The sequence below is a fragment of the Winogradskyella pacifica genome (assembly GCF_003386275.1).
GTDB lineage: Bacteria > Bacteroidota > Bacteroidia > Flavobacteriales > Flavobacteriaceae > Winogradskyella > Winogradskyella pacifica.
In genome coordinates, this window is record NZ_QREI01000005.1 from 189,496 (window position 1) to 203,391 (window position 13,896).

Consider the following 13,896-nt stretch of genomic DNA (forward strand, 5'->3'; position numbering starts at 1 on the left):
ATATTAAAATTAATCGGCTGGATAAACCTTCACATTGTCAACATAAGCATCAACATCTGTTACTCCATAAATTAGTATAGAAACCTCACCAGTAGCATTGGCAGTAAATGGAATTTGTACTGTTGTAAACACTGTTTTTCCAAGATCTTCATCTCCTACAAACATCGCTAATGGAGCCGCATCGAAACTCGCAATTGCATCTGCACCATCACTGAAATGACCGTCTATGATTCCGCCAATAATTCTATTATCTCCTGGAGCTTGAGTACCGTCATCTTTTATAGCATATTCAAATTCTAAAATATAGTTAACTGGCAACCCTGAACCATCCACATTAGATACTGTTATTGCTTGGTAAGCGTATCTTGTGTTAGAACTAAGATAAGCTCCTGCAGAAGTACTACTTGTCCATTTTGCACCTTTTGTTTTGGATCCGTTATCTGAACCATCATAATTTAACCAAGACCCATCACTACTAGAGTTAAAAGGGTTTGTATTACCACCAGTGAAGCTATCGAATTTCCAATCACTTGTTCCATCTTGAAAATCTCCATTTAAAATTTCAGGTGTAACAGCTACAAATACATCTACCACAACAACATCTATAGTCACAGTATCTGAAGCACCATTGGCATCACTAGCCGTTAATGTTACAGGGTAAGTACCTTCTACAGCTGGAAATGTATATACAGGATCTCTTTCGGTTGTGGTATCTCCGCCTCCAAAATCCCATAAATAATTTATAGATTGAAACGAAAGATCTGTGAATTGAATTGTATTAAAATTAACCGGATCTGGAATATACGAAAAGTCTGCTGTTGGCAACACTGTATCCGCTTGTGAACCTGACTCCGGTAAATCGAACTCATAAGCGCTTTCACAACTATTAAAAGCTACAGCTGTAATAAAGCAGAGGAACAACACTGTTACTTTACTAAAAATATTTATTTTATTTTTCATGTCTTTAAAAATTTAGTTGTTAATATCCTGGGTTTTGTCCTAAAAGAGGAGGTGTACCGCTTAAATTGATTTCTCTTGATGGTATTGGCAATAACAATTGCCTAGCATCATAGTCATTAAATCCTTGAGACGTAGCATAATTCCCAATAACTTCATTAGCAACACCAAATCTCACTAAATCAAAGAAACGTTGATTTTCAAAAGCTAATTCCACACGTCTTTCTACAAGTAATGCCTCTTTAGTCAGTATTGAAGGACGGTCTGTTACGGCATCAAAACCAGCTCTTACTCTTACTTCCATGTAAGAATCTATTGCTGCACTACTATTTGTTTGAGCTCCACCAGCTAAAATTGCTTCAGCATGCATTAACAATACATCAGAATAACGTAAAATAATCCAATCATTACCTGCTTGTTGAGCACTAGGACCATAAGTTGGTTCAGGGATTGCATTAAGATCTGTTCCGTCTGGTAAAAACTTAATGACTTCATTAGTTATGTTAGTACCAACACCAAAAGAAGTATAAGAAGCTGCTGTTCTGTTTCCTCCGTACATAGCAAAATCTGCAATTAAATTATCTTCAACTAAGTTTAGACCATCTTCTCTACCTTGACGGTTAAAAGATGTAAATTCAGCAGAAAAAGCTTGACTTTCATTAGCATTTCCAAACTCATACTGAATAGCAAAAATAATTTCATCGTTTAATTCATTATAAAATACATCAGAAAAATCATCTTGTAAAGCAAAACCACTATTCTTAATATCAGCACATAATTGTGCAGCAACACCATAATTAACACCTTGCGTTAAATATACTTTTGCTAACAATCCTTGTGCAGCTGCTTTTGACGCTCTAGATTTATAAGTATTATCTAAAGCATCTTTCGCTTCTTCTAAATCTGAAACAATTTGTTCATAAATCTGTTCTTTTGCAATTCTAGTAAACAGCGCACCATTTTCTGTTGGCCCTACGACCGAAGTTACTAAAGGCACATCTCCAAATAACCTCACTAAATTAAAGTATGCATAAGCTCTTAAAAATTTAGCTTCAGCCACATATTTTACTCTATTAGATTCGTTAGCAGCATTGACGTAATTCATAATATCATTTGCTCTAAAAATAATCTGATACATAGACTGGTAGTAATCTTCTGATTGTGCATTAGTAGCATCAATTAAGTATCTATGAAAATCAGCCTTAGAACCTTCAGACGTTTTACCTCTAGTATTATCTGTACGGTGTTCTGTTAAAAGATATTCTACTTGAACACCTCTATTTGATCTCTCGTAACTAGAGTCTGTATTTTCATTAACTCCTTGTATGGCATCATAAATTCCAATAATCCCAGCCAATACATCTGCATCAGTTTGATAAAAATTTTCGACAACAATAGCCGTATCTGGCAATGGATTTAAAAATTCATCTGTATCACAGGCGGTGAAAACAAATCCTGTTACAGCAAAAATTAAATATTTTATATGTTTCATAATTTGGTGTGTTTTATTTCAATTAAAAATTAACGTTTAAACCAAGTGATAAGGTTTTAAATATTGGTGTACCACCTCTTTGAGCGCCGTATTGTCTAGGGTTGGAATCATCTACAAACTCTGGGTTGAAACCATGATACTCATCAGATGTAATGTAAACTAGGTTTTGAGCTGTTGCGTAAATTCTTAGTTTTTCAACACCTATTTTAGATACTACACTATCTGGTATTGTATATCCAAGGTTTATATTTCTCAAAGAAAAATAACCTGCACTTTGAACGACATCATTGGTATGAACTCTTTGTTGAAGGAAAGATGTATGAGATATAACCCCCGCATCAACAACTGCCTGTGGACTTGTAGTAGCACCTGTCCAATCCGTACCAAAATACTGATCTCCAATATTTTTAACTTGTGCGCCTTGACTTCCTTGAAGCATGAAAGAAAAATCAAAATCACCAATTTTAAATTCATTTGTCAAACTCCATACGATGTCTGGATATGGATCACCAAGTATTGTCTTATCCTCATCCGTAATTATACCATCACCGTTTAAATCCTTAACGATAACATCTTCTGATCTACCATTAATTGGAATCCAAGGAGAATCATAATACTCAATCCCTAATTCTTCATCTACAACATAACCATAAAATGATGATAACGGATTTCCAACAGAGTTAATCCACTGAGAGTTTCTACCAAAAGTATCTTCTAATAGTGCTCCGTCTGAATCCCCCATATCTAACAATTTATTTTTGTTTGTTGATGCTATAACTGTAGTGCTCCAACTAAAGTTCTCTTTAGCGATGTTCTTTGTTCTTAACTCAAATTCCCATCCACTATTCTCTACTTTACCTAAATTTACGATACCAGAATTAAATCCAGAAACATACGATACAGGGTTTTCTAATAATAATTTATCACTTGTTCTCTTGTAATAATCAACCGATCCGGATATTCTATTATTTAGTATTGCGAAATCTACTCCAGGATTGTATTCTTCTGAAGCTTCCCATTGTAATAATGCATTTGCAATATTAAGAGCAGAAACACCTGCGGTAACTCCACCTTCAGTAATGGCATTATTATTATCCAATAATGCTAAGTAAGGCCAAACATCAGTAATATCGTTTCCTGTATCAAAATTCTCACTTCCTGTAAGACCATAACTAAATCTGAATTTTAAATTATTTAAGAAACCACTATCTATTAAGAAGTCTTCTTTCGACACATTCCAACCAACAGAGACCGCTGGGAAATTACCCCATTTAGAGTCTATTCCGAAAACAGAACTACCATCACGTCTAAACGAAGCCGATAATAAATACTTATTAGCATACGCATAGTTAACTCTAGCAAAATAACCGATCTTTCGTTGTACTAGGTTAATTTCTACAGGCTCAGTAAACAAAGTTGCACCTTCTAAGTTTTTAAGTAGATCATTAGAGTACCCACTACCTTCAATAGAACTTAATTCAGAATTTCTAGACTGTACAGAAAAACCTGCTAACACATCAAAATCGTGATCACCAATTGTTTTGCTATAATTTAATGTGTTATCTGAGATTATTCTAGATCTAAACCTATTCTCTAAACTGTAAGCTGCTCTACCTGCTCCACCTGAGTGATGCAGTGTTCCATCCCATCTTGTTCTCTTACGAAAATCTAATGTTACACCAAGAGATGTTTTTGCTTTAAGACCATCGATAATTTCATATTCTAAATAGGTAGAACCTAACAATTTTGTATTATACTCATAGTGTTCTCTTTCTACATACTGAGCATAAGGATTTGAATCTCCGGTAGTACGTGGTCTACTTGCACCAAAACTATCCGTAGGATCCACATCTATATTAATTAAATCATCCTCTGCAAAATAATCACCTACTTGAATGTTTGCAGCTGGATCAGTAAACTGAAGCGACTCTGCAGTATGATATATAGGCAACCAAGGTGATTGTCTTAATGGGTTGTGGATAGAAGTAGGTAATGCTCTTCGTTTTGAATATGAAGGAGTGGCATTAATTCCGAATCTAAGATTTTTAGTTAATTTAGTATCTAATTTTAACCTTCCTGTTAATAACTTATAGTTGTCAGTGATTACAACACCTTCATCTTCAAGAAAACTAAGTGACGAACTGAATTTTGTGTCTTTAGTACCACCTCTTGCAGAAAAAGAATGACTCGTAATGGTTCCTCCATCAAAAAATACTTCTTGCCAATCTCTATCAACACCAAGCGTTTCTACTAATAATTGTGCGTATTTGGTTGTATTAGAAAGTTCTCCTGTAGCAGCCATTTCTTGAGCAGCCCAACCAGACACACTCTTCTTATAATCTTCACTTTCATGAGCCTCTTTAAACCCAGTATAAGTATCATAGCTAAATCTTGTTTTTCCTTCCTTACCACTTTTAGTAGTAATCAAAATAACACCATTTGCACCTTCACTACCATAAATAGCTGCAGATGCCGCATCTTTTAATACTTCAAAAGATTCTACATCATTCATATTTAAAGAACCAAGAAAATCAGAACTTACTACAATTCCGTCTACCACTACAGCTGGCCCAGAGTCAGCAGCTATAGATCCAAAACCTCTAATGGTAATAGTCGGTGCAGCACCAGCTTCGGCTGAAGTTGCTTGAATATTAACACCTGAAACCTGACCAATTAAAGCATCATCTACACGAGCTACTGCAATTTGGTCTAAGTTTTCGTTTTTAACTTTAGATATCGCACCAGTTAAATGACTTTTCTTTTGTGTACCATAACCCACAACAACAACCTCTTCTAATGTATTAGCATCTTCAACTAATTGAACACTATATGTTGTTTGAGCATCAATGATTACCGTTTGCGTTACATAACCAACATATGAAAACTGAACAACATCACCTTTACTTACCTCTAATTGATAATTACCATCAAAATCAGTAGTTGCACCTCTAGTTGTTTTTATAATAATAATGTTTGCTCCAGGTATGGGCATATTATCAACTGCGGAAGTCACCGTACCTGTTAAGGTATAGCTATCTTGAGCAAAAATCATCACACTAAAGAGTAGTGCGATAATTGTAGTAAGTTTAACTTTTAAATTCATAATTCATTGTTTAGATTAAATTTGTTAGTCCTTTATCGTTACCTTATTATCCCTATTAAAATCGGTATACAAACACAATTAAATTGAGAAATGTTTTATGTGTTTTTGTTTGGTTGACCAAATTGGTTGACCAGATTGGTTTACCAAATATATATAAATATTTGTTAATTACAACGTTTTCGTAAATTTTATATGTTAAAATAGCAAAGGTTTAAGTTAAAATAGCAAATATTAACTTTGATTGTAGGAATTTAATTACAATTATATAAAACCCTCACGTATAGGACTAAAGACATTTATCACAGTACCTACGGAAGGTACAGTTTGAATTAGGTAATACGTGAGGTGAATGTAAAACAAAATCTCCATAATGGAGTAAAACTGTTTTTAACCTCTAGATAAGCCTAGTAGATTTTTGACTTAGGACTTGTCTCCAAAATAAGAGACAGCACCTCCACTTAAGAAATCTTCTCTTACAGGGCTAAATGTATCAATTAGCTCTCCTTCTTCTAAACAAACAGCACTATGCAATAAATTAGGTTCAATATAGACTCCGTCTCCTGCTTCGACAATTTGTTTTACACCATCAATTTCAAATTCAAATTTACCTGAAACACAAAACGTTGCTTGTGTGTGAAAATGTTGATGCGGCGATCCTAATGCTCCTTTTTCAAATTTCACTCTTACCATCATAATTTGATTATCGTAACCTAAGAATTTTCTTGAGACTCCTCCTCCAAGTACTTCCCATTGCATGTCTTTTGTGATGATGTATTTTTCACTAAATCGTTTCATATGTTTTTATTTATTGGTTTATTTAAAATAATAAGAACCTGACCACTCATAATTCTTATCGTTAATTTTTATATTATGGTTTGCTTCTTTTGAAGTATCTGTATTTGCTGTTATAAATAGTTTTGTATTACCATTTACATTGGTAATTGAAATTGCCGTGTAATCTTCTGAGTCTAATTCTACTTTCAACGTTTTAATATTACTATTGGAATTTACTGCAGATTCCGAAACCGGACTGTAACCTCCATGCGATTCTATAACTGAAACAAATAGGGTGTTTGTAGTATTTCTTCGTCTCAACATAAATGCCGCTTCGCGTCTTAAATTAAATTCTGGATCGTTAGCTCCAATTCTCGTAAATAACAAGTCATCATTAGCATTAGTAATCGAAGTTAAAGTGTAAAACTTCCCTTTATTTAACCAAGACAGTTTACTATTATCACTAGACGCTTTTGCTGTTCCTTCAACATAGAGATGTTGATATCCATTTTTGGTTCCTAAAGGGTTTAATGATTTAGGTGTTTGATATTCGAAGTTTGTTTCTACAACTTGCCCTAAGAAATAATATGGAAAATCATATTGATTTGCTTTATCTGATGTCACCTTCATGATATCTAACATATACGGCTTTTCAAAATCTTCATCTTTTAGTATTGCCATGGTGCGAAGCATTTCGGTTCCAGGATATGCGTTTACCTCTTTTGCACTTGCGACTTTTACCTTTTCATTTTCTGAAGAAAAATAGTTTAAAACCGAATGATGTTGACTTCCTATATCATACTTCCCATTAAAATGAGAGGTTTCATTTTGTGTCACCGTATTATGTGCAATAGTTTGTTTAGCCCAGGTTTTGTTTTCCTTTAGATAATTGCCACCCCCTTTTTGTTCGATATTTACAAATCGTGCTAAACCGTAATCCTGAAGGATTTCTTCTCCTTTTTCATATAATGAATACGACAACTTATCATAATGACCATGACTAGAACCTTGTGCTGCATATTTAAATACAAGCTCTATATCTTCATTTCTCAAAATAGCAACACCACCTTGTGTTCCTTCTGGTCCATCCGATAAATTAATTGATTTTTTGTTGAATGGTTTTTCGTTTCCATTTTTTATTCCAAGTGCAACAGCCAAACCTGAATCATCCAATAAGACTTTACCCTGTTCTTTGGCGATGCTTAATAAGCCTGGATCTTGTGTTCCGAAGTGGTAAGAAATATCTACTGCTGTAACTAAAGCATCATTGTAATAAGACATGCCTTTTTGACCATCGTTAAGCGGAAAGAAATCACCATCTGCATCCGATAAATTTAATAAGGCATTTATAGATTTCAGCAATACACCTTCTTTGTATTCAAATATTTTTAATTCTGGCTTTACATTATGTAATCCTTCTGCAAAAATTAAAAACGGGTACATGGCGTAACGTTGGTAATATGGGCCTTCGTTATAATAACCATCTGGTGAAAACGGCTCTTCTATATTGGCTAGAAAACCAGCTTTCCCGTCTTTATTTAAAAAGCCACCATCATCATCTTTTTCATTTGCATCTAATTTTAAATCTTTAATGCCATAAAGTGCACGATCGATTAACTCTTCGTCATTCATAACTAAACCAATCATACCAACTGCCGCATTTCCCCATGTACTATGATTGTGTACTCTTTGGTAAAACTGCGGACTATCTATGGAAATATGATCTGCAAAGGGTTTAAACAAATTGTTTTCTAACGTGTTGCGCTCGTCTTCAGATAAATAGTTATAGATACAATCATAAGCCTGACTCACATACACCAACCAATTAGAATCGTTTAAACATTGCCAGAATAATTTACCTCTTGCATAGGATCTCGTTTTTGGATGCAATGGCAATGTTTTATACATCGCTTCATATTGCATCAACATGTCTTTTACATATTTGGCATATTTTTCGTCATCTAGGATTTGATACAACACTCCTGCTTTTTGCATCATTATCATGTTACTTTTATGACGTACATGTGTATAACCACCAGAGTAATCTACAGGAATTGGTGTATCAATACCTAAAGCAATTTCTGCATCTATTTCCTCTTGAACTGCTTTTAAAGTATTATCAAAAATCGGAATATTACCCAATTGGGCTCTAATATCTTTGACTCCTTGCGCCGTAAGTATAAGCTTAGGATGTTCTTGTATTGTCGATGTTTCAGTCGTATGTTCTACAACAGATGTATTTTCTTTTTTGCAAGACATAACAACCATACCTACTAAAACAAATTGAAATAATTTAGACCATGAAAAATTCATAAGAAAGGCGTTTTTTGAATTGGCCTACCAAATTGGTTTACCAATATACTGATATTTGTTAATTTAAAATAATTTAACTTTTACTTAAAGATAAATCTTGACTCATAGTAAGCACTACATATTGTAGACACCACCGTTGATATCTAAAGTGGCACCAGTAATAAACCCATCGTATTCGGACGCTAAAAATAAAACAGCACGAGCGACATCATCTGCGTTGCCAGCACGTTGGATTGGAATACCAGCCGTTGTTGCTGCCGCTGATTCTTTCGTTGTATGCGTGTTGTGAAATGATGTCCCAAGAATAAGACCTGGAGAAACAGCGTTAACTCGTGTTCCTTGTGCTCCCAATTCTGTAGACAACGCACGTGTAAATGTTAAGATGGCACCTTTACTGGTCGAATACACCAATGATCCTGGATGACCACCTTTACGTCCTGCAAGTGAAGCTAAATTAACAATACTACTGTTATCCTGTTTTGCTAAATATGGAGCTGCTGCTCGCGTTACAAACATCATAGAAGTAAGGTTTATATCCATAACCTTATGCCAAAATTCAGTCTCCATTTCATTCAGCATTTTACGAGCTACAAGTGAACCTGCATTGTTAATTAGTATATCTAAACTTCCTAAAGTTTCCACGGTTTTTTCAACCAGAGCATTTGCGTCGGCTTCCTTTGTTAAGTCACCTGAAATCGCAATTCCTTTTTGTCCTTTACTATGCGCGTATGCTACTAATTCATTAGCCGTATCAGCACTAGAAAAATAATGGATAGCAACATTAGAACCACTATCTATAAAATGTTTTGTAATCGATTCTCCAATACCTTGTGCGCCAGCTGTAATAAGAATGTTTTTACCAGCTAATTTATTATTGTTCATAGTCGTCTTGTATTAATTGATTTAATCGTTTTTAGTAAAATAGCCTTCGTTAGAAACGGCATCTTCACTTATTGAAATACTTCCTTTTTTAAACCATACTTCAGCATAGTTTCCATCTGCATATTGTTTTTGGATATCTCCATTATGTGTTTCAGCACCAGAGCACCAATTTTTATTAACTTCTGGCGATTTCCCATTCGTTTGATTGTAAGCACCAAGTTTAAAGAAACAACCTTCACCAGCGTAGGCACTTTTACGCTCTACTCCATCTTGACCAATTGGAACAAATAACTTTTGTGTTTGCTCGGGAATATCGTCTGTAGTTGTGTATTCTGATTCAAGTAAGTTTTTTGTAAACGTTTTGGTTTCATGACCTTCACTATAAAAATTCAAAGTCATAATTCCATTTTTTACTTTCACTTCATAGCTAAACTCTTCACCTAAGGCAATACCATCTTTAGGTTCTTCTGGATATGTATTTACTGAATCACCAACAACAGCAAAGTCATTACCCCAAACAGCTGAAGAATAATCCCATCGTTTAGAATTATCGTCACCTGCGGTATTAATTTCATAATGCCAAAACACCGAACCTTTAGTATGACCTGGGAATTTTTTATAAAATATTTTAAGAGGTTCGTTTTCAAACGCGTCTGCACTATGAATCTGTCCTACAACAACTGAGTGAGACGCTGCTACACGAGCATCACCAGTAGCCGACACATTCATTACTTTAAGTGTTGCTGTTAATTCATCATTAGCCGTTTTTGGATACCATTTTTTTGTTTGCGCTAATTCCGTTCTCGTGTTATTAGAAGTACCATGAGTATCTCCACCATTTGGAGTTTTAAAAACAACCCAATCACTATTACCCTCATTTACCGTGTAAAAGAAATCTTTGTTTTCAAAATTATTAGCAATACCTGCATTTGAGCCATCACCTAAAATCAATTTCCAGTCATCAAAAAATGGAATAACGTCGCTTGCGTAAACGGTTTTTTCAACTTCTTTTTCAACTTCTTTTTCAACAGGTTCTTTCACTTCATTTTTACAGCTATTTAGAATTAAAAAGCAACTAAAAAGTATCAATGTTGCTGCTGATGGGATATGTTTTTTATTCATGTTTAAATTATTTAAAGTCATTAGTTTTTAATCTTAAATTATTAGAAATAGTCTAAAAGTGCTACGACGCCATTATATGAAATCACTAGAGAAAAGAACAAGGCGGCATACAATCCGATGTAAACTCCTAGGCTCGTTTTATAATCTTTCATCACCTTTTTATTACTTAACATAAGGATAATGCCGAGTATTACAATTGGCAATACGAACACATTAAAGACTTGGGATAGAATTTGAATTTCAATAGGATTTGCTCCAAACGCAGGACCAATTAAAGCCACTAAACAAGCTATAAAAGTTATAATTCTAAATTGCTTGGAATTGGTATCTAATTCTCCCGATTGGTAATCTGCAATCAATAAAGGTGCAATTAATAAACAAGGAAAAATAGATGATAAGCCTGCACTTAATGCTCCAAAAAAGAAAATAGTAACAGCCCATTTTCCTGCAACGGGTTCTAGAGTATTTGCCATATCTAAAACCTGCGTAACTTCTTTACCTTGATAATACAAAGCACCTGCTGCTACAGCCATAATAACTCCACTAATAATAAATATTAAAACAGCTGCTGTAATTGAATCTCTTTTTTGTTGCCCTAAGTTTTTGATTGTCCAACCTTTTCCTTTTACAAATAGTGGTCGTGATAAGAATGTCGCAGAAGCCATCGTCGTTCCCACAAAGGCTGCCACTAGCATTTGACCTCCTGGTACATCTGGAATTGTTGGTAGTAATCCTTTTACAACATCTACTGTAAGAGGCTGTACAAAGCATAAGGAAAGCACAAAAGACATTCCCATTAAAGTTACGAATATGACTAGTATTTTTTCAAAAAACGTGTACTTACCAACCAACATTAACAAGTAGAAAATCACAATAATAACAATTGCTGTGATGAGTACGGTTTCATATTTAAAGGCAGATAACCCTTCAAAATTCACCGCTAATATTTCAAAAATTATATTGGATGAAATTCCTAAAATTCCCATTAGTGAATTCCATTGTCCGAACGTAATACCAATAATAATGGCAATCGCTAAAACTTTACCTAATTTAAAATGCTTTTTAAATCCAAAAAGCGCGGTTTCACCAGTAAGCAAAGCATAATTCCCGTAAGCAAACATTAAAATTCCCGAAAAAATGCAACTTATTAAAAGCACCCACAATAATTGCATATTGAATTTACTACCTGCAACAATCATAGAGGTGACACTACCTGTACCAATAGTATAACCAATCGCAAATATCCCTGGACCAAACCCTAATATGACAGCAATGATTTTTTTGAGAACTGATTTTTTTGGTGTGGTTGCTTCCATATTAATAGTGTATTGGTTTTTGATTGTTAGTTGCTAGTGTCTAATTCCAATTGGTGTGATGACTTTTTCCAGAATCATCATCTAATCTTTGATACGTATGGGCACCAAAATAATCGCGTTGTGCCTGAATAATATTGGCAGACGCATATGGTGTTGTAATGCCGTTTAAAAACTGAATAGCTTCTCCCAAAGCAGGAGTTGTTATATCATTAAGTACACATTGAGAAACCACCTTTTTCACTGAAGGTCTGTATTGATTCACAAGGTCGATTAGCTTTGAATTTGTTAAGATGTTGGTTGTGTCTTTAAAAACCTCAACCAAATCTTCCATTAAAGCCGATCTAATGATGCAACCGTTAGTCCAGATTCTAGCAATTTCACTAAGATTTAAATCCCATGAAAATGTATTTGAAGCTTCTGAAATCAGTTTAAAACCCTGATAATGATTTATAACTCTAGCAAACTGATACGCCTCTAAAATGTCATTTGTAGTTAGATTTAATTCTGAAGTACTTGAGTTTTTAAAATTCTGACTTAACTGAAGTCGTTCTTCTTTGTAAAAAGAGATATATCTTGAAAATAAAGCGGAAGCGATTAATGTACTTGGTACACCGAGTTCTGCTGAAGCAATAGTGGTCCAATTTCCTGTCCCTTTATTTCCGGCCTTGTCTAAAATTCTATTGACCAACCAATCGTCACCTTCCTTTTTTCTAAAAATATCAGCTGTTATTTCTAACAAGTAGCTATTTGCTGTTGGCTTCCAAGTCTCAAGAGTTTTGGCGATGTCATCTGGATTTTGACCAAGAGCTTCTAAAATAGTAGCAACCTCAGCTAACAATTGCATTTCTACATACTCCACTCCATTATGTACCATTTTTATAAAATGACCACTGCCTTCTGGTCCAACATAGGTGCAACAGGGTAAGCCGTTTTTATCTTTAGCCGCTATTTTTTCTAGAAAAGGTTGTACACTTTTATAGGCCTTAAGATCACCACTTGGCATTATAGATGGTCCTTTTAAAGCCCCTTCCTCACCTCCGGAAACTCCGGTTCCTATAAAATGAATGCCTTTGGTTTTTAAATAGTCAACACGCTCTTTTGTTTTTACATAGTTAGAATTTCCGCCGTCAATTAAAATATCGTTTTCAGATAAATGTGGTAGTAAATCTTCAATAACATAGTCTATTGTTTTTCCGGCATTCACCATAAGCATAATGCATCTTGGTTGTTGCAATGCGTTTACAAAATCTTCAATATCATCAAAAGCTTCAGATTGAGATAATTCAGGAAATTTAGCTTTAAAATCTTTAGCAATATCAACCTCAACACCATCCACATGCCTATTAAACATTGCAATCTTGAATCCGTTATTAGCCAAGTTTCTGCATAGGCTTTTTCCCATAACTCCTAAACCAAATAATCCAAATTCTGACTTGTCCATTAATTTGTGTTTTAAAGTTTTTATAATGTTTTCTGGCGTTAAGCTAATATCGATTTGAATGGCTTCTTTTGGTTCTTCCAAAGTATCAAACTGCGATTTCAATAATTCTGAAGGCATAAAGTGATTACGCCTTCGATTCACTCTATTATAAATTTGATTAAAATCTCCTCTTAGATATACCCATTTTGTTTCGACTTCAATATCCAAACTTAAAATGTCTCTATACTTTTCCTTTAATGCAGAACAGACTATGATGCAACTGTTTTTAGTCAATTGCTTTTTAGCTAAGTCATTCATTGTTTCTAACCAACCTTGTCTGTCATCATCATTTAAAGGCAGTCCACTAGACATCTTTTTAATGTTAGCTTTTGGATGAAAATCGTCTCCATCAAAAAAGGGAAGATCTAATTCTTGCGCAAGTAATTTTCCAATAGTGCTTTTTCCACATCCCGAAACTCCTATTACAAATATGACTTGCTTCAATTTAAGTTTGTTT

General features: G+C 34.4%; 9 protein-coding genes. All 9 read right to left on the minus strand.

The window, feature by feature from the left end:
- Positions 1-9: 9 nt before the first annotated feature.
- The gene (locus DFQ09_RS12005) at positions 10-960 is read right to left on the minus strand and encodes a PKD domain-containing protein (RefSeq protein ID WP_115810648.1); all 951 of its coding nucleotides are present in this window, start codon (positions 958-960) and stop codon (positions 10-12) included.
- A 19-nt stretch (positions 961-979) separates the two neighbouring features.
- Positions 980-2,449 (minus strand): RagB/SusD family nutrient uptake outer membrane protein, encoded by a 1,470-nt coding sequence (locus tag DFQ09_RS12010; RefSeq protein ID WP_115810650.1) that lies wholly within the window; start codon positions 2,447-2,449, stop codon positions 980-982.
- 22 nt (positions 2,450-2,471) lie between these two features.
- The gene (locus tag DFQ09_RS12015) at positions 2,472-5,552 is read right to left on the minus strand and encodes a SusC/RagA family TonB-linked outer membrane protein (protein WP_115810652.1); all 3,081 of its coding nucleotides are present in this window, start codon (positions 5,550-5,552) and stop codon (positions 2,472-2,474) included.
- 420 nt (positions 5,553-5,972) lie between these two features.
- Positions 5,973-6,347, minus strand: coding sequence for a cupin domain-containing protein (locus DFQ09_RS12020; RefSeq protein WP_115810654.1), 375 nt, complete (start codon positions 6,345-6,347; stop codon positions 5,973-5,975).
- Positions 6,348-6,365: 18 nt separating this feature from the next.
- Complete coding sequence (locus DFQ09_RS12025; protein ID WP_220347457.1) at positions 6,366-8,639, minus strand: alginate lyase family protein; 2,274 nt, start codon at positions 8,637-8,639, stop codon at positions 6,366-6,368.
- Positions 8,640-8,753: 114 nt separating this feature from the next.
- Positions 8,754-9,521, minus strand: a complete 768-nt coding sequence (locus tag DFQ09_RS12030; protein WP_115810656.1) for an SDR family NAD(P)-dependent oxidoreductase — start codon at positions 9,519-9,521, stop codon at positions 8,754-8,756.
- 21 nt (positions 9,522-9,542) lie between these two features.
- On the minus strand, positions 9,543-10,643 hold the full coding sequence (locus tag DFQ09_RS12035; RefSeq protein WP_115810909.1) for a polysaccharide lyase family 7 protein: 1,101 nt from the start codon (positions 10,641-10,643) through the stop codon (positions 9,543-9,545).
- A 41-nt stretch (positions 10,644-10,684) separates the two neighbouring features.
- Positions 10,685-11,959 (minus strand): Nramp family divalent metal transporter, encoded by a 1,275-nt coding sequence (locus tag DFQ09_RS12040; RefSeq protein WP_115810658.1) that lies wholly within the window; start codon positions 11,957-11,959, stop codon positions 10,685-10,687.
- Positions 11,960-11,999: 40 nt separating this feature from the next.
- On the minus strand, positions 12,000-13,883 hold the full coding sequence (gndA, locus tag DFQ09_RS12045) for an NADP-dependent phosphogluconate dehydrogenase (protein ID WP_115810660.1): 1,884 nt from the start codon (positions 13,881-13,883) through the stop codon (positions 12,000-12,002).
- Positions 13,884-13,896: the final 13 nt, after the last annotated feature.

Excerpts from the sequence above, each read along its gene's own strand:
- DFQ09_RS12005 (WP_115810648.1), bottom strand. The coding sequence starts at position 960 with ATGAAAAATAAAATAAATATTTTTAGTAAAGTAACAGTGTTGTTCCTC.
- DFQ09_RS12010 (WP_115810650.1), bottom strand. The coding sequence starts at position 2,449 with ATGAAACATATAAAATATTTAATTTTTGCTGTAACAGGATTTGTTTTC.
- DFQ09_RS12015 (WP_115810652.1), bottom strand. The coding sequence starts at position 5,552 with ATGAATTTAAAAGTTAAACTTACTACAATTATCGCACTACTCTTTAGT.
- DFQ09_RS12020 (WP_115810654.1), bottom strand. The coding sequence starts at position 6,347 with ATGAAACGATTTAGTGAAAAATACATCATCACAAAAGACATGCAATGG.
- DFQ09_RS12025 (WP_220347457.1), bottom strand. The coding sequence starts at position 8,639 with ATGAATTTTTCATGGTCTAAATTATTTCAATTTGTTTTAGTAGGTATG.
- DFQ09_RS12030 (WP_115810656.1), bottom strand. The coding sequence starts at position 9,521 with ATGAACAATAATAAATTAGCTGGTAAAAACATTCTTATTACAGCTGGC.
- DFQ09_RS12035 (WP_115810909.1), bottom strand. The coding sequence starts at position 10,643 with ATGAATAAAAAACATATCCCATCAGCAGCAACATTGATACTTTTTAGT.
- DFQ09_RS12040 (WP_115810658.1), bottom strand. The coding sequence starts at position 11,959 with ATGGAAGCAACCACACCAAAAAAATCAGTTCTCAAAAAAATCATTGCT.